At 59.0% G+C, this 19270-nt stretch carries 15 protein-coding genes, 3 tRNA genes and 1 rRNA gene; 14 read left to right on the forward strand and 5 right to left on the reverse strand.

What is annotated here, in order from left to right; translation table 11 throughout:
* Positions 1-179: 179 nt before the first annotated feature.
* The 8 genes from rrf to BUE21_RS10970 all read left to right on the forward strand — a co-directional run bounded on the left by rrf (position 180) and on the right by BUE21_RS10970 (position 5436).
* Positions 180-292, forward strand: a 5S ribosomal RNA gene (rrf, locus tag BUE21_RS10935).
* Between the two features lie 58 nt (positions 293-350).
* Entirely contained in the window at positions 351-1544 is a 1194-nt protein-coding gene (earP, locus tag BUE21_RS10940) for an elongation factor P maturation arginine rhamnosyltransferase EarP (protein WP_084523202.1), read from the forward strand.
* Positions 1545-1675: 131 nt separating this feature from the next.
* Entirely contained in the window at positions 1676-2899 is a 1224-nt protein-coding gene (locus BUE21_RS10945; RefSeq protein ID WP_073356711.1) for an O-succinylhomoserine sulfhydrylase, read from the forward strand.
* Between the two features lie 39 nt (positions 2900-2938).
* Complete coding sequence (locus BUE21_RS10950) at positions 2939-3574, forward strand: LysE family translocator (RefSeq protein ID WP_234971133.1); 636 nt, start codon at positions 2939-2941, stop codon at positions 3572-3574.
* A gap of 58 nt (positions 3575-3632) precedes the next feature.
* Complete coding sequence (gene gltX / locus BUE21_RS10955; protein ID WP_073356713.1) at positions 3633-5048, forward strand: glutamate--tRNA ligase; 1416 nt, start codon at positions 3633-3635, stop codon at positions 5046-5048.
* Between the two features lie 93 nt (positions 5049-5141).
* A tRNA-Ala gene (locus BUE21_RS10960) sits at positions 5142-5217 on the forward strand.
* A gap of 26 nt (positions 5218-5243) precedes the next feature.
* Positions 5244-5319 (forward strand) — tRNA-Glu (locus tag BUE21_RS10965).
* Positions 5320-5359: 40 nt separating this feature from the next.
* Positions 5360-5436: transfer RNA gene (locus BUE21_RS10970), tRNA-Asp, on the forward strand.
* A gap of 62 nt (positions 5437-5498) precedes the next feature.
* On the opposite strand, the gene BUE21_RS10975 is transcribed toward BUE21_RS10970, so the two are convergent.
* Positions 5499-6035, reverse strand: coding sequence for a MarR family winged helix-turn-helix transcriptional regulator (locus tag BUE21_RS10975; RefSeq protein ID WP_073356714.1), 537 nt, complete (start codon positions 6033-6035; stop codon positions 5499-5501).
* A 186-nt stretch (positions 6036-6221) separates the two neighbouring features.
* Between BUE21_RS10975 and recA the strand changes: the two genes are divergently transcribed.
* Positions 6222-7295: a recombinase RecA gene (recA, locus tag BUE21_RS10980; RefSeq protein ID WP_073356715.1), complete on the forward strand. Its 1074-nt coding sequence runs from the start codon at positions 6222-6224 to the stop codon at positions 7293-7295.
* A gap of 2 nt (positions 7296-7297) precedes the next feature.
* Entirely contained in the window at positions 7298-7840 is a 543-nt protein-coding gene (locus tag BUE21_RS10985; RefSeq protein WP_234971134.1) for a regulatory protein RecX, read from the forward strand.
* A gap of 23 nt (positions 7841-7863) precedes the next feature.
* On the opposite strand, the gene BUE21_RS10990 is transcribed toward BUE21_RS10985, so the two are convergent.
* A complete protein-coding gene (locus tag BUE21_RS10990; protein WP_073356717.1) occupies positions 7864-8646 on the reverse strand; it encodes a 3-hydroxybutyrate dehydrogenase in 783 nt (260 codons plus the stop codon).
* Between the two features lie 113 nt (positions 8647-8759).
* Here BUE21_RS10990 and BUE21_RS10995 point away from each other — a divergent pair, with 113 nt between their 5' ends.
* The 4 genes from BUE21_RS10995 (at position 8760) to BUE21_RS11010 (ending at position 15192) form a co-directional block, all read left to right on the forward strand.
* Positions 8760-9758: an alpha/beta fold hydrolase gene (locus BUE21_RS10995; RefSeq protein ID WP_073356718.1), complete on the forward strand. Its 999-nt coding sequence runs from the start codon at positions 8760-8762 to the stop codon at positions 9756-9758.
* A gap of 79 nt (positions 9759-9837) precedes the next feature.
* Positions 9838-12105 carry a RelA/SpoT family protein gene (locus BUE21_RS11000; RefSeq protein WP_084523207.1) on the forward strand — a complete coding sequence of 756 codons (2268 nt, stop codon included), beginning with the start codon at positions 9838-9840 and terminating at the stop codon, positions 12103-12105.
* 470 nt (positions 12106-12575) lie between these two features.
* Positions 12576-13727, forward strand: a complete 1152-nt coding sequence (locus tag BUE21_RS11005; protein ID WP_073356719.1) for an STY4528 family pathogenicity island replication protein — start codon at positions 12576-12578, stop codon at positions 13725-13727.
* A 601-nt stretch (positions 13728-14328) separates the two neighbouring features.
* The gene (locus BUE21_RS11010; protein WP_073356735.1) at positions 14329-15192 is read left to right on the forward strand and encodes a phage integrase N-terminal domain-containing protein; all 864 of its coding nucleotides are present in this window, start codon (positions 14329-14331) and stop codon (positions 15190-15192) included.
* A gap of 78 nt (positions 15193-15270) precedes the next feature.
* On the opposite strand, the gene BUE21_RS11015 is transcribed toward BUE21_RS11010, so the two are convergent.
* From BUE21_RS11015 to BUE21_RS11025, 3 genes are read right to left on the reverse strand one after another with little or no spacing between them, the layout of a single operon-like run.
* Positions 15271-17349 carry a UvrD-helicase domain-containing protein gene (locus BUE21_RS11015; RefSeq protein ID WP_073356720.1) on the reverse strand — a complete coding sequence of 693 codons (2079 nt, stop codon included), beginning with the start codon at positions 17347-17349 and terminating at the stop codon, positions 15271-15273.
* Positions 17350-17352: 3 nt separating this feature from the next.
* Positions 17353-18006, reverse strand: a complete 654-nt coding sequence (locus BUE21_RS11020) for a DUF4276 family protein (RefSeq protein WP_073356721.1) — start codon at positions 18004-18006, stop codon at positions 17353-17355.
* A gap of 2 nt (positions 18007-18008) precedes the next feature.
* A complete protein-coding gene (locus BUE21_RS11025; protein WP_073356722.1) occupies positions 18009-19241 on the reverse strand; it encodes an AAA family ATPase in 1233 nt (410 codons plus the stop codon).
* Between the last annotated feature and the right edge of the window lie 29 nt (positions 19242-19270).

The raw sequence follows: 19270 nt of genomic DNA on the forward strand, positions 1-19270 counted from the left end.
AAGTGCAGCAATGCATTGAGCTAACCAGTACTAATTGCCCGTGAGGCTTGACCCTATAACTTTGATGACACATCAATACATTCGCAATGCAAACTCAATACATTGCCAACGCAATCAAATACAATTCGACTCTATGATTTACGGCTCGCAGCACAGCCGCTGCAAGCCAACGTTTTTAGCCTGATGACCATAGCAGTCTGGAACCACTCCTTCCCATCCCGAACAGGACAGTGAAACAGTCTCGCGCCAATGATAGTGCGGTCTCCCGTGTGAAAGTAGGTCATCGTCAGGCTTCTATTCAAAAACCCCCTGCGCTCCAGCTCAGGGGGTTTTGCTTTGGGGGATGCAATGTGCAATGGGATATTTTTTGCGAAGTCATCGATAACTACGGTGATGCAGGCGTGTGTTGGCGGTTGGCACAGGATTTGACACAGCGCGGTGAAGCCGTTCGCCTGTGGATGAACGATGTTTCCATCCTGTCCTGGATGGTCGATTCAAATGATGCCGATTCTTTGCAGGTGGGAAGCTGGGACGATGCCCTGAAATGCCCGATGCCTTTGCCGGATGTGCTGATTGAGGCGTTTGGGTGTGAAATTCCCCAGCCATATTTGCATGATTTGCGGGAGCAATGCACACAATCGACGATTGTGCAGCCTGTGTGGCTGAACCTGGAGTATCTGAGTGCCGAGTTGTATGTCGAGCGGATGCATGGTTTGCCATCGCCTGTCATGAGCGGTGTGGCGAGCAGGTGGTGCAAGCATTTCTTTTATCCGGGTTTTACGCCAAAAACGGGTGGTTTGTTGCGAGAGCAAAATTTGCTGGCCAGGCAGAAAATCTGGGATGAGAAAAAATGGCGCAGTGAGTTGTTGGGAAGGGCAGGTCTTTCGCAAGATTTATCCCACCAGGCACAGTGGTTGTCTCTGTTCAGTTACGAGGCCATGGCTTTGCAGCAATGGCTGGAACATCTGGTGAATGGCTCGCAGGAGACGGTATTGCTGGTGGCTGCTGGGCGTTCGCAGCGTGCATTCGAGAAGGTTTGGCAACGACTGTATGGTCAGGCCGAAACCTTATTGCTTCAAGCGGATGAAGCTGCCTCTGTTCGTACGGTCCGTCGGGGATGTTGCACGGCTTTGCTCCTGCCTTTCGTGCCGCAAGTGGCTTTTGATGCTGTGTTGTGGTCTTCAGACCTGAATGTGGTGCGTGGTGAGGATTCATTGGTGCGCGCGTTGTGGGCGGGAAAGCCGTTTGTCTGGCATATTTATCCCCAGCACGATCAGGCTCACCATGCCAAACTGGATGCCTTTCTGGACTGGATGAATGCTCCTTCTGCGATTCGTCGTGTGTTCCATGCCTGGAATACGGAGGGAGGCCAACAGACATTCGATGGGGTGTGGAGGGATGTCTGGGATGTTCCTGCACAGCGGCAGGCTTGGCAGGCGGTGGTGCATGACTGTCGTGAGCGGCTGGAACAGCAGGATGATCTGGTGAGTCAGTTGCAGCGTTATGCACGACAGTTGGCCTGTGTGTCTTCCGGCACAGATTGAACACTGGTTCTAAAATAGCCCTTGTTTTGTTTCACACCAGAAAACTGGTATTCCAGCATGGTGCGGCAGAGTGGGCCATGCCATTGCATGCCTTCCAACTACCCCATCGCCTTGACAAGAAAGTCCCTGTCGTGACCGACGAATCCACACTTCCCCCCGGCCTGCATGCCCAGACATTGGCCGTGCGCCAGGCCATTGCACGCAGTCAGTATGGTGAGCATTCCGAGGCACTGTACCTTACCAGCAGCTATGTGCAGTCTGATGCAGAGTCGGCTGCCCGCCGTTTTGCCAACGAAGAAGCGGGTTACACCTATACCCGTACCTCCAATCCTACGGTGACCAGCTTTGAGCAACGCCTTGCCGGCCTGGAAGGAACCGAGGCAGCGATTGGCACGGCTACGGGCATGGCGGCCATTTCCTTGCTGGTGTTTGGTTTGCTCAAGGCGGGTGACCATGTGGTTGCATCGCGCTCCATGTTCGGCTCCACCATCAAATTGCTGGGATCGGAGCTGGCGCGCTTTGGAGTGGAAACCACCTTTGTGTCCCAGACGGATATTCAGGCGTGGAAAACAGCCATCCGTCCCGGAACGACCCGGTTGCTTTTTGCCGAAACCCCTACCAATCCATTGACCGATGTGTGCGACATCGCGGCATTGGCGGATCTGGCACACAATGCCCAGGCTTGGCTGGCCGTGGACAACTCGTTTGTCACGCCTGCCTTGCAGCGACCCAGTCACTGGGGGGCCGATCTGGTTGTGTACTCCGGCACCAAATTCCTGGAAGGCCAAGGGCGTGTGTTGGCGGGCGCGGTGTGTGGTTCGCGCGTACTGGTGGAAGAAAAGCTGGGTGCCTTCATTCGCAGTGCGGGCTTCAATCTGTCGCCGTTCAATGCCTGGGTGGTGCTCAAGGGCATGGAAACCCTGTTCATCCGCATGCAGGCGCAAAGCAGCCATGCCCTGGCATTGGCGCAGTGGCTGGAACAGCAGCCGCAGGTGGCGCATGTGTACTATCCGGGGTTGGCCAGCCACCCGCAGCATGCACTGGCCTTGCAGCAGCAGTCGGGCCTGGGGGGAGCGGTACTGTCCTTTGATGTACGGGGAGATACACCCGAAGCCAGACGTGCCCATGCATTCCAAGTCATTAATCAATGTCAGGTCATCAGCAAGACTACCAATCTGGGGGACACCAAAACCACTATTTCGCACCCTGCCAGCACTTCCCACGGTCGTCTGACCGAAGAGCAGCGGCAGGCGGCGGGTGTTGGACAGGGGCTGGTGCGTGTATCGGTGGGGCTGGAATACCCCGAAGACATTCAGAATGATTTGCAGCGAGGACTGTCTGCGCTGCATGGCTGACAGGTCGAGCCGATGGATCAAACCACGATATTTGTGACGGTGGCCCTGGCGCATTTTCTCGCGCTGTTGAGTCCTGGCCCTGATTTCTTGCTAGTGGTCAAGAGTGCCGTCAAGAATCGGGCAGGGGTTGCCGTAGGGGTGGCCGCTGGCATTGCGATGGCCAATGCGCTGTACATTGCCTTGTGTCTGGTGGGAGTGGGAGCCATTTTGAGCCGTTCCACTGCATGGATGTGGGGCTTGAAAATGGCGGGTGGCCTGTTTCTTCTCTATCTGGGAGTGATGGCTTTGCGGGCCAGAAAGTCGGATTACCGCTTTCTGGAACATCAGCCTGCCGCCGACCCAAATGCCCACGGGCTTGCTGTTGGCCCCAGCTTCTGGCGGGAGTTTCTTGTCGGCTTTGCCTCGGGGATTCTGAACCCGAAGAATCTGTTGTTTTATCTCAGTCTTTTTTCGCTGGTACTCCATGATGGGGTGGATATGGGTTTCAAACTGGCCCTGGGGGTCTGGATGACCACAGTCGTGCTGGTTTGGGATGTATTCATCGTTGTGGCGTTGTCCCACGGTACGGTGCGCAGCTTCTTCAACCGCAGTGCGTATTACATCGACAAGGCGACTGGCGCAGTGCTCGGGGCTGTCGGTGCGAAAATCGTTCATTCGGCGGCCTCACAGGGCTAGGCCTCATTTTGATGCAGCTGCCTGCCAACCATTTTTCCCATTCTTGAAAGTCATTTCGATGTCTGTTTCTTCTTCGCCTGACGTGCGGGTGCGTACTCGCTTTGCACCATCGCCCACCGGTTTCATCCACCTGGGCAATATCCGTTCAGCCTTGTACCCGTGGGCATTTGCACGCGCCAGTGGCGGCGATTTCATTCTGCGTATCGAGGATACGGACGTGGAACGCTCCACCCAGGCGGCCGTGGATGTCATCCTGGAATCGATGAGCTGGCTGGGCATGACCCCCGACGAAGGCCCGTTCTACCAGATGCAGCGCATGGATCGCTACAAAGAAGTGTTGCAGCAGTTGCGTGAGCAGGGAGCCATCTATCCCTGCTACATGAGCGTGGAAGCGTTGGATGCCCTGCGCGAACGGCAAATGGCCGCCAAGCAAAAGCCCCGTTACGATGGAACCTGGCGACCTGAATCCGGCAAAACCCTGCCGCCGGTTCCCGAAGGCGTACAGCCGGTCTGGCGTTTTCGCAATCCCCAGGATGGCACAGTCACCTGGCACGACAAGGTGAAAGGCCGCATCGAAATCAGCAATGCAGAACTCGACGATCTGGTGATTGCCCGCCCCGATGGCACCCCCACCTACAATTTCTGCGTGGTGGTGGACGACATCGACATGGACATTACCCATGTGATCCGGGGCGATGACCATGTAAACAACACACCACGCCAGATCAATATCTTTCGTGCCTTGGGCAAGGAACCGCCGGTGTACGCGCACCTGCCCACTGTGCTGAACGAGCAGGGCGAAAAACTCAGCAAACGCCACGGAGCCAAGCCGGTGACGCAATACCGCGATGAAGGCTTCCTGCCCGATGCCATGATTAACTATCTGGCGCGCTTGGGCTGGAGTCACGGCGACGACGAGATATTCAGCCGTGAGCAATTCCTGCAATGGTTTGATCTGGAGCATCTGGGGCGCAGTGCCGCCCAGTTTGACGAGGCCAAACTGCGCTGGGTCAATGCCCAGCACATCAAGGCAAGCGACGATGCCGTGCTGGCAGCCGATATTGCCTTGCGTTTGCAGCAACGTGGCTTTACGGCAGATGCACTGGCCGATGGCCGCCTGCCGCAGATCGTGGCCTTGTTCAAGGACCGTTGCGACACCCTGGAAGCCTTGGCCGATTGGGCGGTTGTTTTCTATGCCAGCGAAGTGCAGCTGAATCCCGACGACTTTGCCAAGCATGTCACCCCGGCGATTCGCCCTGTCTTGCAGGAGTTTGCGGCCCTGCTGGCAGCGGGAGAATGGAGCCAGGAAGCCATTGGGCAGGCCATCAAGGCCACATTGGCCAAGAATGCCCTTAAAATGCCGCACTTGGCCATGCCGACACGGGTTTTGACCGTGGGCGTGGCACAGACGCCATCGGTGGATGCAGTTCTTTTTCTGCTTGGTAAAGAAAAAGTGACAAAAAGATTGTCATGAGTTGCCAAACAGGGAAAAACTGATATACAATGCAAGGCTTGCAACGAACGAAACACAGAAACAAAAACGATGCAAAGCCCAAGTAAACCAAACGGGGGTATAGCTCAGCTGGGAGAGCGCTTGCATGGCATGCAAGAGGTCAGCGGTTCGATCCCGCTTACCTCCACCAAGGTTTACAGCCAGTTTCTAGGTTTTGACCCTATCGTCTAGAGGCCTAGGACACCACCCTTTCACGGTGGGTACCGGGGTTCGAATCCCCGTAGGGTCGCCAAAAACGCTGGGTTTGCCAAAGGCAAATTCAGTCGCTACCAGGAGCGGTAGTTCAGTTGGTTAGAATACCGGCCTGTCACGCCGGGGGTCGCGGGTTCGAGTCCCGTCCGCTCCGCCAAAACTTCAAAAAGCGATCTTCGGATCGCTTTTTTTGTGGGGTGGGTGAGCCGCAAAATCGCATCAACATCCTCCTGCATAAGCTTCCAGCCCCAAAGCCACCACCGTGGCCACATCCTTGCCCACTGCCTGGGTGAATTCCGTTTCTGCCTGGGTGACGGAACGCTGGAAGGCTGCCAGCCACAGCAGGCCTGTTTCCGTGAAGTACACCACACTGGCGCGTCCATCGACGGGGTCGGGTGCGCGCTGCACCAGCCCCCAGGCTTGGCACTGTCGAACCAGTGTCATCATGGCCTGCTTGCTCATGCCGGCCCGGTGTGCCAGTGCCGTGAGGCGGTCGCCCCGCAGCGACAAATGGCGCGTGATGTGAATGTGTGCCGCGCTGACCTTGTTGCGTGCCGCCAGATTGGACAGTGCCAAAGGCACTTCAGCATCGTGTGCCATCAGATACAACACCCGCTCATCGAAACGGCGGGTGGCATGACCCAGCAAGCGTCCCAGATGGGTTTGTCGCCAGGCATCTTCCGGTGGGGTGACTCCGCTGGCGGTGATGGCTTCTTCGGTAATGCCGGGATGGATGTGTGATTCCAGGGTGTGCATGAGAGTGGCGAATGGACTGCAAAATCGCATCATAACGCGGAATATTTGGTCAGCTAAACTGACTAAAAAATCATATATTTTCAATCTATGTGCCGCTACACTGCATCCCAGACACTGTCGGACAGCGAGCGAATACCAGACCGGCGGTGACCATTTTGCAACCGTTTTTTATTCAGAGGATGCCGTATGAATGCCACCGCCAACCAGAACCTGAGCAATGAAAAGGCCAAGGCCTTGCAGGCTGCCCTCGCGCAGATTGAAAAGCAGTTTGGCAAGGGAACCATCATGCGTCTGGGCGAAGACGATATGACGCAGGATATTCAGGTGGTTTCCACTGGCTCCCTCGGGCTGGATGTGGCCCTTGGAGTGGGGGGCTTGCCACGCGGTCGTGTCATCGAGATTTACGGGCCGGAGTCTTCCGGCAAGACTTCGCTGACTTTGCATGTGATTGCCGAGATGCAGAAGCTCGATGGCGTGTGTGCCTTCGTTGATGCCGAACACGCGCTGGACGTGCAGTACGCCCAGAAGCTGGGGGTCAATGTGAAGGAGTTGCTGATTTCCCAGCCGGATACCGGGGAACAGGCTCTGGAAGTGGTGGACAGTCTGGTGCGTTCCGGCGCGGTGGACTTGGTGGTGATCGACTCGGTCGCGGCCCTGACCCCCAAGGCGGAAATCGAGGGTGATATGGGCGACCAGTTGCCCGGTCTGCAAGCGCGTCTGATGAGCCAGGCACTGCGCAAGCTCACGGCCACGATCAAGAAGACCAATTGCACAGTGATTTTCATCAACCAGATTCGCATGAAGATCGGGGTGATGTTTGGCAGCCCTGAAACCACCACGGGCGGCAACGCGCTGAAGTTCTATGCGTCGGTGCGGCTGGACATTCGCCGCACCGGCTCCATCAAGAAGGGCGATGAAATTACCGGCAACGAAACCAAGGTCAAGGTCGTGAAGAACAAGGTTTCACCGCCCTTCAAGACAGCGCAGTTCGACATCATGTTCGGCAAGGGCATCTCCCGCGAAGGTGAAATTATCGATATGGGCGTGGCGGCCCATATTGTGGAGAAAGCCGGAGCCTGGTACTCGTACAGCGGGGAAAAAATTGGCCAGGGGCGGGACAATGCCAGGGAGTTTCTGCGTGAAAACCCCGACATGGCACGAGAAATCGAGAACAAGGTGCGGGCCAATCTGGGAGTGGTGGCGGCCAACCTCGCAGCTCTGCCGCCTGGTGTCGATGAAGATGGTGTGGTGGAGGACTGATGGTGAATGGGCCTTCCCGCTCTGGCCGGTCCCCGCTTTCGCTGATGGGCATGGCCTTGCAATACCTCGCGCGTCGTGAATACGGGCGCGAGGAACTGCGCCGCAAGCTGCTGTCCTTGCCTGTGGCAGGCGCAGTCGATGCGGCAGGCGAGGAGTCGGATGCCAAGGAGGCTGAAGTCGATGCGGTGCTGGAGCGGCTGGAGCAGCGCGGGCTGTTGAGCGATGCGCGTGCCGCCGCATCGGTGTTGCGCCAGAAGTCGCCGCGCTGGGGGCAGGCACGCTTGCGGCAGACCTTGCTGGCCAAGGGCATGGACCGGGAAGCTGTGCAGGAGGCACTGACCCCGCTGCAAGAGACGGAACTGGAGCGTGCCCGGCAGGTTTGGCAAGGTAAATTCGGGTCGCCAGTCAGCGAATCGGATGATGCCGAAACGCCCGCCGAACGTGCCAAACGCCGCGCCAGACAAATGCGCTTTCTGCTCTCGCGCGGCTTCTCGACGGATGTGGCACACCGCGTGGTGCAGCATCCGTCAGGGGATGATGACTGATGGATGTCGGGGCGGTGGCGGTGTTACTGTGCCGTCCAGCCGCCGTCCATGTTCCAGGCCACGCCCCGGATGTTGTTGCCAGCGGATGAGCAGAGGAATGCAGCCAGTTCCCCCAGTTCTTCGGGAGTGGTGAACTGCTTGGATGGCTCCTTGGCCCCCAGCAATTGCGCCTGTGCCTGCTCCACGCTCACGCCTTGCTGGGCGGCCAGTGCATCGATCTGCTTTTGCACCAGCGGGGTGAGTACCCAGCCGGGGCAGATGGCATTGACGGTCACGCCAGTGGTGGCGGTCTCCAGGGCGGCCACCTTGGTGAAGCCGACCACGCCATGCTTGGCGGCCACATAGGCCGATTTTTCAGCGGAGCCGACCAGGCCATGCACCGATGCGATATTGATGATGCGCCCCCAGTTGGCCTGGCGCATGGCAGGCAGCACCAGACGCGAGGTGTGGAATACGCTGCTGAGGTTGATGGCGATGATGGCATCCCAGCGATCCAGCGGGAAGGTTTCGACCGGGGAAGTGTGCTGAATGCCTGCGTTGTTCACCAGAATATCGATCTGGCCGAACTCCCGGCTGCTGTAGGCGATCAGGTCTTCGATTTCGGCCACCTTGCTCAGGTCTGCGCCGTGGTAGCCGGTGCGGATGTCGTGTGCAGCACCGGCGGCCTCGACTTGGGCGCGGGGGCCATCGACATCGCCAAAGCCATTGAGCACGACATGGGCACCTTGCGATGCCAGCACCTGGGCAATGCCCAGACCGATGCCGCTGGTGGAGCCAGTGACCAGGGCGGTTTTACCTTTCAACATAGCGAGAATCTCCTTAATGTATGCAGATGTAATGCGTTAATATGCCACGAAGCTGTCATGATGTCCGACGGCAGAGCGCAAGACATATTATTGACCCAAGGGAAACATTCTTCATGACAAATAATACGGAGCAGCAAGAACCCACACTTCAATTCATGCCCTGTGCAGGGGCCAGCAAGGAAAGTCCTCACGGCCCGGCCAATGCACAGACCCACCGCGTGGCGTATTGGGACTGGCAAAGCGGTGACACCGCCCAGCCTGCGCAGCATCTGGTGCTGTGTGTGCATGGCCTCACGCGCACCGGGCGCGATTTCGATGAACTGGCGCGGCACATTCTGCGGGCCTTGCCGGGCCGGGTGCGGGTGGTGTGCCCGGACGTGGCAGGGCGGGGGCGCAGCGACTGGCTGGCCGATGCCAACCAGTACCAGGTTCCGTTCTATGTGGGCGACATGGTGCAGTTGCTGCAATTCCTTGCCAGTCAGGCGCAGCAGGCTGGTGCCCCGATTCAACGGCTGGACTGGATCGGCTCCAGCATGGGGGGGCTGATCGGCATGGGTTATTCTGCCCTGCCCACGCCGCCTGTGCCGATTCACTCCCTGGTGCTCAACGACATTGGCCCCGCGCTGGAAGCTGAAGCTTTGCAGCGCATCAACGACTATCTGGGCAAAATGCCACGATTCGATACAGTGGACGAAGGTGCCGACTATCTGCGCACCATAGCCGCCGGATTCGGCCCCCACAGCCGTGCCCAATGGCTGACGCTGTCGCAATCACAACTGCGCCCCCTTGAAAACGGCCAGTTCACCTTGCATTACGACCCCGAGGTGGCCAGTCTGGTGCAGAACATGGGGCCACAGGTGCTGACTGCCGGCCAGGAACTGCTCTGGCAAATCTACGATGCCATCACGGCACGAACCTTGCTGCTGCGGGGGCAGGAGTCCGACCTGCTCTCGGCTGCCACGGCGCAGGCCATGCAGCAGCGTGGCCCCAGGGCGCGACTGGCCGAATTCGAGGGCGTGGGCCATGCCCCGACACTCGTGGATGCGGCACAACGCGACGTGGTGATGGATTTCTTGCAACAGGATGGATCGCCACCGCCAGAGTCGGCATGAATGGACGACAGGAGACCGGGAGGTGACGGCCATGCAGGCGCACCTTCCCTACAACAAGGATATGGAAATGAACCGCTTTATGGCAGACCTTCAGGCCACAGATCGCTCTGGCGATGGGGCAGGCGGAACTGCTGTGCTCAATCCCGATGCGGCGTGGAACACCACCGCCGTACTGCTGGATGCCACCACCCCATTGCAACCGCACCAGCAGGACATGCTGGCGCGTGCGCGCGCCTTCGCGCTGCCACTGATTGCATCGGAAACGCTCAACAGTGGCGAGAACACGCTCGATCATGCCGATGCCGTGGCACGAATCCTGCATGACATTGGCGGCTCGCATGCCATGCAGGCGGCCAACTACCTGATCTACGCCTCCTTCCACCTCAACAACCCGTATGAGGCAATCGCCAAGCGTTTTGGCGACACCTATGCCGCGCTGGCCGTGGAAACCACCAAGCTGATGCGCGTGCAGGGGCAGGCGCGCGAAGGCTCCGGTGCCATGAAAGAGGGCGATGCCAAGGCCGCGCACACCGAGACCGTGCGCAAGATGCTCCTGGCCTTCTCGCGCGATCTGCGCGTGGTCATGATCCGCTTGGCCTCGCGCCTGCAAACCCTGCGCTACCATGCCGCCGCCAAGGTGGACATGGACGCAGGTCTGGCCGAGGAAAGCCTGTATGTGTTCGCGCCGCTGGCCAACCGGCTGGGCATCTGGCAACTCAAGTGGGAAATCGAAGACCTGTCGTTCCGCTTCCTGGAGCCACAGACCTACCGCGAAATTGCCCGCCTGCTCGACGAAAAACGCCGCGAGCGCGAGCTGTACATGAAACAGGCCTGCGCCCATGTGGAACTGGAGCTGCACCATCTGGGCATCGAGGCCAAGGTGCAGGGCCGTCCCAAGCACATCTACAGCATCATCAAGAAAATGCGCGGCAAATCGCTGCGCTTCGAGCAATTGTTCGATCTGCGTGCCATGCGCATCATCGTGGCCGATGTCGATGCCTGCTACACCGCGCTCAGTTGGGTACACGAGCATTTCCCACCGATTGCCGACGAGTTCGACGACTACATCGCCAAGCCCAAGCCCAACGGCTACCAGTCGCTGCACACCGTCGTGCGCGACAGCAGCGGCCGTGCCATCGAAATACAAATCCGCACCCAGGCCATGCACGACCATGCCGAAAACGGCGTGGCCGCCCACTGGGCCTACAAAGAGGCGGGCACCAAGGGCTATGCAGGCGTGTCGGCCAGCGGCGAATACGACACCAAGATTGCCGTGCTGCGCCAGTTGCTGGCCTGGGAGCGCGAATTCGCCGGCAATGGCGACATGCGCGAACTTGTCCTGTTCGACGACCGCATCTACGTGCTCACGCCCAATGCCTCCATCATCGAACTGCCCAAGGGCGGCACACCGCTGGATTTTGCCTACTCCGTGCACACCAATCTGGGGCATCGCTGCCGGGGCGCGAAAGTCGATGGCGCGATGGTGCCGCTCAACACCGTGCTGCAAAACGGCCAGACCGTCGAGATCATTGCCGCCAAGGAAGGCGCGCCCTCGCGCGACTGGCTCAACAAGGAGCAGGGCTACCTCATCAGCCACCGCGCCCGCAGCAAGGTGCGTGCCTGGTTCAACGCCCAGGAGCTGAACGCCACGATTGCCAAGGGCCGCGACATTGTCGAGAAAGTGCTCCAGCGCGAAGGCAAGACCGCCATCAAGCTCGAAGACATTGCTGCGCAACTGGGCTTCAAATCCACCGATGCCTTTTTCGAGGTGGTGGGCAAGGATGAATTCTCCCTGCGCAACCTCGAAGCCCTGTTGCGTCCGCCACCAGAGCCGGAAGAAAGCAACGACGACGAAGCCGTGCTGATCCGCAAGCCCCGCAAAGATTCGGGCGGCAAGATTCTGGTGGTGGGCATGGACTCGCTGATGACGCATCTGGCGCGTTGCTGCCGTCCGGCCCCACCCGATGCCATCGGCGGCTTCATCACCCGGGGCAAAGGCGTGGCCATTCACCGCAGTGATTGCAGCAACTTCCAGCAAATGCAGCAAAAAACCCCCGAGCGCATCATTGAAGTGGAATGGGGGCCATCCAGCAGCCAGCCCAATGGGCAGATGGCGGTGTATCCGGCAGATGTGATGATCGAAGCCAGCGACCGCCAGGGGTTGCTGCGCGACATATCCGACGTATTCACGCGCGAGCGCACCAACGTCATCGGCGTGCAGACCCGCTCCCACCGGGGCGTGGCCTCCATGACCTTCACCGTGGAAATCCACGACTCATTGCGCCTGCAAAAAGTATTGGCCACCGTCGCCCAGGTACCGGGTGTGCGCACGGTCAAGCGCAAATGAGAAGACAGAGGGGCGACAGGGCAGGGCAATCGGGTGAAGATTTCTGTCATTCCGGGCTTGACCCGGAATCCAGTTATGCCGCATCCAATGGCAGCAACCGCCTATACAGCAACGGCTGCGCCACCTGGATTCCCGCCTTCGCGGGAATGACGGCTCTGGAGTGAAAAGGGCCAAAGCGTCCTTCAGACGTTGATCACACGTTTAAACATTGATCGGTCGGCAAAGGCCTGTGAATGCTAGGTTTCGCTGGGAAATCGGGTCGCGGCCTTTGCGGGAATCGCTGGAAGTACCCCCAGTTGTACCCCCATAGGGGTATTAGGATGATAAATCAGTCTGGATGCCGGTGCCAGGGCTGTGCCTGCCGGATAAAACGGTTACGGCGCAGACCGCATTGTTGGCTGACGCATGGAACGGTACGCGATGAGATGCAGGGGAACGGGCCGCTGTGGCCCAGACCTTGGAGAACTCTCATGGCAGACCATCACACCCGCCACAATCCGCTGGGGCAAGACGCCCTGTTCACCACACCGGCCTCGCTCATGCTCGATGCTCGCCTCACGCCGCTGGAGCGCAATGGTTGGCAGGTTCTGCGCATGCTGCGCTCTGCGGAAAGCATCAGCCCGCTGGCAAACCTGGGGCAGTTGCGTCGCTATCTCACGTCCACCCCGCTGGGGCAAAGGGCCGGGTACGAGACGGCCCGGCGCGTTCTCGTCGTGCTTCGGCTGACGGGGTGGATCAGTCTGGTGGGCCAGCAAAGCGATCCCCTCACCGGCCATGTGCTCAGCGAGCTTTATCAGATTCACGAAAGCGCCCTGGACTTCCCGCAGGCCAGTGCGCTCGATGCCAGCCTGCCAGCGCTTCTACAAGCCTCCATCGGCCACGAAAACAACCAGGTGGATCGGGTGGCCGTCCACATTCAGGCAACGCTGGCACAAGCACCGGAAGCTGCTCCCATTGCGGCCCACGATCAATTGCGCGATGACGATGATTTGCCCCCGATGCCGCCGTCGCCGGCAAGCGAGGCAGCCGACCCACTGCCATTGTCTGGCGATTCCGCTGGCAGCACGCTTGTTCCGCAACAGACCAGGCACGCTCGCCACATGACGGCTGAGCAGAGCAGTACGTATAAGACGTATATGTATAGAAAAGAACGTACGTACCGTGCGCGCGAAGGCGATCCGGCATCGCAGTCGGTGAACTTGCCGCCTTGCCTGAACCATGCCCAGGCAGATCAGAAAAAGGACGTGCAGGCCGCCTTGCGGCGGCTGCCGCCGCAGCATCGCCAGGAAGTACTCGACGAGCTGCAGGCACGCAGCCAGAGCGGCACCGTGCGCAATGTCGTGGCCTACTTCTTCGCCTTGGTGAAGCTCGTTTTTGCGGGCGAGTTCCGTCTGTGGGCCGGACGCAAGGAGGCGTCTGCCACCCCACGACCTGCCGAAAATCGGCCTGCTGGTGTGCCACGCACCGAACACCGCCCAGAACCGCCTGCGCCACCGGCATCGCGTGAAACTGCCCTGGCGCACATCGCCAACATCCGCAAGATGCTGAACGCCTCGACGAACGCTGGGGACATCGCGGCACAGGCAATGCAGGCCAGGGGATGGCAGCCGCATCCTGCGTAGCAAATGCTGCCGCGAAACGGGTCGTCACTGCACGCCGCAGTGACGACCCCGCCTGCGCCAGCAACAATGCGGGCGAATGCGGAATCCTATTGCGTGCGGCAGACATGATGATGGCCGCCCTACACTGACCGGGCAGTTGCCAAGACCGATGGGCTTCGTACATCGGCACCCCCAACAGCGCAGGCTCCTGCAAGCGCTGGCCCGACAGGGTGGAGCCACCCCAGGTATGCCCAGGCTCCGATCGCATACCGGCCCTACCCAGGGCGGAGCCTTCTTCGTCTGTTTGAACTCATCCCTACCGCGCCGCCTGGCGCACTGTCCTTTGCGGCAATTGCCCCTGTGCAATGCACAGGGCTCCCGCTGCATTTCTCATCCCACTCACTTCATAGGAGGACTCGTCCACGTTCGCATCACTTTCGTCTTGTAGTACCTCCGTCCGGGCTTCCAGCAGGGAGCAAGACGAATGCCTCATTCGAGGCTCTGGTGTCTCCTGAACACCATGCCCTTGCCCTCACGGGATCTCGCCTTGGCGAGTTGGCACAAACACTAACCATTGAGTTTCAGGACAACGCAGTACGGCACTTTGCAGGGAGACCGGAAGATGGACGACTTGACCTACACCCTGCGGCAGCTCTGCCAGCGCAACCGTGACGGCAGCTACAACACACAGGCCGACCGGATGCGTTCCCTGTCCCTGGTCGCGCGGCAACTGCGCGAGGCCGGTTTCCGGCAGATGAAGGCCTCGTCGCTCAAGGGCAAGCACGTCCAGGCGCTGCTGGAACGCTGGCAGGGTGAAGGCCTGTCGTCTGGCACCCTCAAGAATCGGCTCTCTCACCTGCGCTGGTGGGCCGAGAAGATAGGCAAGGCTGGCATCCTGCCGGCGGACAACACGCAGCTTGGCGTGGCCGAACGCCGCTACGTGACCAACATCAGCAAGGCCCGTGAATTGGGTACAAGTCTTGAGCAGATCACCGATGTCCACGTGCGCATGAGCCTTCAGTTACAGGCCGCCTTCGGATTGCGTCGGGAGGAAGCGATCAAGTTCCAGCCCAGCTATGCGGATCGGGGTGACCACATCGCCCTCAAGGGATCGTGGACGAAGGGCGGCCGAGAGCGAACGGTGCCCATCACCACGACAGAGCAACGCGACGCGCTCCAGGCAGCACACCACCTGGCAGGCACAGGGTCATTGATCCCGGCAAACAAGACCTTCATCCAGCAACGGCATGTCTACGATGGGCAGTGCAAGGCGGCGGGCTTGAGCAATATGCATGGACTGCGGCATCGGTATGCACAGATACGATATGAAACATTGACGGGGTGGAAGTCACCGGCAGCAGGTGGGCTTGGCACGGCTCAACTCGACCTATCACAGCGCCTGGCCGACCGACACGTCCGGCAGCAGATCAGTCATGAACTCGGGCACGAGCGGATGAAGGTGACGGCGGTCTATCTGGGAAGCTAAGCCGCACGCTACACAAGCGACTGGGGCGACACAGTCAAGGCACGCTGTCACCACCTGGCGCATCCAAGACGCGTGGAGCTACTTCTGCAGTAAGTCCTCCAGAAATTCCGACTCAGGTTTCACTGCTGAAACATGCAATTGGTCGCGGGCACGGGTGCAAGCCACGTACAGCAACTGGCGTTCGGTGTTGTAGATTTCAGTCAGCTCGGCCTCGTCAGCAGCAGTGTCGATGCGCACCTGTGAAGGGATGATTTCATCATCGCAGGCCATTACCGCAACCACGCGGAATTCCATGCCCTTGGCCAAGTGCATGGTGGTGATACTAACGAAGCCCTCTTCCGTTGCCATGTCCTTACCGAGCACACGCCCCTGCAAGCCTGCGGCCTTGACTGCCGCCTGCGCGCGTGGCCGTTCGCTATCAGATCGAACGAAGACGCCGATTTCCTGCGGCAGCACACCGCTGGCACTGCATTGCTGCAACCATACGCCGACGGCCCGGCTTTCCGCCTCGGCATCGGCGTAGCTGCAAATGGTCGGCTCCGGCCCGTTGAATACAGAAATCGTGCCCTTGCGGCTTTCGACATTTCCGTCCACATCGGAGACCTCGGGGCCGAGAAGCCGGTCGGCCTGCGAGCGAATCTGGTGCGAGGTACGGTAATTGATATTGAGCGTACGCGAACGACCACGCACATCCACACCAAGAGATTTCCACGAGAACGGAGTCTGGAAGATGCGCTGGCCAAGATCGCCGGCAAAGAACAGGGCATTGGCGCGGTTGCCGGCGATCGCCGCAAGGAAGCGCAATTGCTGCACGCCGATGTCCTGCGCCTCATCCACCACGATGTAATCGAATACCGGATGCTTGCGCTTGGGCATGGCCTCCGCTAGCTTGGCGAACATCTCGGCCGCAGTGATCTTGCCGGCCTGCTTCAATTGCTCCTTCACCTTGGCGAACACCTGCCAATACAAGGCGCGCTGTGCCTCCGGCAGGCGCGTCTTGCGGCCCAGCCGCTTGGCGTCGCGGTAAGCCTCCCAGCTTTCCACTTGCCAAGTGTCTACCACGTCTTCCCATTCGGACAGCACAAACGCGGCGTTGGCTTTCAGGCCTTCTACCTGCGTGGCCGCAGCCTTCAGCAGCGTGGAAATTTCATCACGGCTAGCGAATACCGATTTGCCGAATTCCGCCGCATACAAGCGGATGCCAAGAGCATCCATGGCGGCCACGTCGATACGTTCGCCGAGCTTGGGCGTGTTCCAGATCAGCCGATACAGATTGCCGCGTAAGGCGTTGGCCAACGTGTCCGAAAACGTGGAAAGCAGAACGCGCGCATCTTCGTCCTGGTGCGCCAGATGCACAGCCCGGTGCAAGGCAACCACGGTCTTGCCCGTGCCCGCCGAGCCAGACACACGTGCCGCGCCGTTGTAATGACGCTCGACCAACTGACGCTGCGCCGGATGGAGGAACACCGTCCACTTGTCCCACGGGTATTCCAGGGCGCGGGCCAGTTCGTCCATATCGGACATGACGCGGAAACGGCGTTGCGCGTCCGGATGCTGGAATGGGTCCGCCCCCTTGGCTGCCACTTCCGGCAACGCCGGCGTGCCGCCGGTCGCCAGTTCGAGCAAGGCTTCGGCCGCCTCGCCGGGTAGGTGGCCGGCCAATTCCAGCAGCGAATCCTCATCGGCAGCCTTCACGTCGGCCAGCCAATCCTGCGGCACGCCATAGGCCAGCAGTTGGGCGTCGGCATATTTTGCGAACAGTTTCGGCTTCTGTTGCGTCGCCGGTCTGCTGTCCTCGACATACTTCGGAACGAGGATCTCCTCGACACGCTCGCGGACCTCGACAAGCTGCGCTGCGCCGGTGGTCGGGTGCACTTCCAGCTTGCGCCGCTCGGCCCACTGATAGGCCTTGTCGTGGTGATCGACATAGCAGAGCAGCAGACTGCCAGCGGTCTTGTGGACGATCAGACGAATGTCACGGCTGACACGCACCGACCAGAAGTTCGGGTCTTTGGCTCTGTCGAGCTTGTGGAGGCTCATGCCGTTGCCAGTCGGGTCAACTTGCAAGTCGAACGCGGTGGTCTTGGCGGCCTTCTGCTCGTCGCCCGTCAGGCGCGCCAGGCTGGTGGTGAAGGTGTCAGCGATGCGGAATTCCATGCGTTACCCCTCCGCGACTACCAACTGGCGCAGCCCATCACGAAACTTGCCAAAACTGTGCGAAGCATTGTGTTCGACATTCATGTGCGGCGTGATCCTCTCTGCCCATTCATGCTTGACTTGACCCGGAAGCGGCCAGCCTGCCTTGCGTATTGCTGCTGAGCCACCAGGGTAAATGGCATCGGCCAGCAATTCCCATGTGCCGCATATGCTGTCTTGCACATAGCGGTTCAACGTATCCTTTTTCGCTTTGGGATATGCCGCCAACAAAGCTGATCTGTCACCCAAAAGCCACGCTTCCATTTCTTCAATGGCCAGACGAAACAGTGTTCTTGGTGCGGGATTGCAACGCGCCAAAATTGCCTTCAATTCCTCCAAAAACACCTTGCAATCCCGGTTATCGTTGTCCAGCACTACCACTACGGCACCCGTACCAGGTGTGCGCCCATGTCCTGCAAGCACGCGAGGCAGCTGGTTGAGCAACGCCCGTTTGGCAGGGTCAGCTCTTGCATCAAGGTTTTTGGGAATATGGCCTATGCCTTTGTATGTATGAAAGCGCCAAGTGTGCGGCTCTCCTTGCGGCCCAATTATTTGCGGCATAAGCGAGTCGATCAATTTCGTTCCGGAACTGTCCTCTACGAGTATCTCGATGTGCATGCTTACCTCGCATCCAGATAGTCGCTGTACCACAGCCCGCCAAGCGGAAGACCCTCCGCGACAAGATTGCGTACCAGCTCAATATCAGAAGCGCGGCGAATGGTCGAGAAACCGTCGCTACCCTTCTCCAGAATCCAGACTTCATTTGCCGCCAAGGCATCCACGAAATACGGTTGGTGCGTGGTAACGAAAACCTGCGGCGCGTTCTTTTTTCCAGTAGCGTGGCTGCGCAATTCCATAGCGAGCGCATCCAACAACCGGTGGTACAAGCCATTTTCAGGCTCTTCGATACAAATAAATGGCGGCGGATCGGGATCCTCCATCAACAATAGATAAGCAAATATCTTCAGCGTCCCATCGGACATCTGTGAGGCATAGAACGGATCAGCAAAGGCTCCATCATTGAATCGGAGCAACACACGCTTGTCGTCGGTGACTTTGGTGTCGATGCTGATCACGCCGGGAATTTTGCCAGCGATGCGATCAAGAATGCTTTGGAAGCGAGCCTTGTGTTCACGCTCCAGGTACTGCACCACATTGCCAATGTTGTCTCCGTGGATGTTGAGGTGTCTTTGCGCTCCTGCGGGTTGGATGCTGCGGGCTGCATCGGGGTGAAAGTAGGATAGATACCAGCCCTTCAAAAAATCACGAAAACGCTTGATGCGTGGATGTTCTTTGAGCGTGCCCAGCGTAGCAATGCCAAGTTGACGTGGATCGGTCAACTCCACACTTTCCTGCAAGTTGTCTTCTTCGCTGCTTTCAACTTCAAGTGCCTCTTCTCCGGCCCAAACCTTGCCAGCGCCATGATGCAGTCGCAAAAATGGAAAAGGACGGCCATGTTTTTGACCCTTGCGCCGTTGCTTGAGCACTTCCGACTCAACGAAAGGTCTACCGCTGGCATCCAGGTTGATGGCCAATTCATAAGTGATGGGACGCTCGCCCGGTGCGTCACGATAGTAAATGTCGAACTGAATAGGTTCATTCACACCCAATGAGCGCATGCGATCAAAGCCGCCGCGCAGTTTGGCATCGCAAGCGGTTTCTACGTCAGTATTTAAGCAATCGGCTACGAATCCAAAAGCATCAAACAGGGTACTCTTGCCAACCCCGTTCTTGCCAATTACTGCTGTGAATGGAGTCAGCGGCTCAGCCCGCTGATCTGCCGAGAGCTTTCCCAGGGTAATGTCGCGCAGCGCCCGGTAATTACGAACGCGAAATCCTTCTATCTGTGCCATGTGCGTAATCCTTATCGAAAATGTTCGCT

It is taken from the genome of Lampropedia hyalina DSM 16112 (assembly GCF_900129055.1).
Taxonomy (GTDB): domain Bacteria; phylum Pseudomonadota; class Gammaproteobacteria; order Burkholderiales; family Burkholderiaceae_C; genus Lampropedia; species Lampropedia hyalina.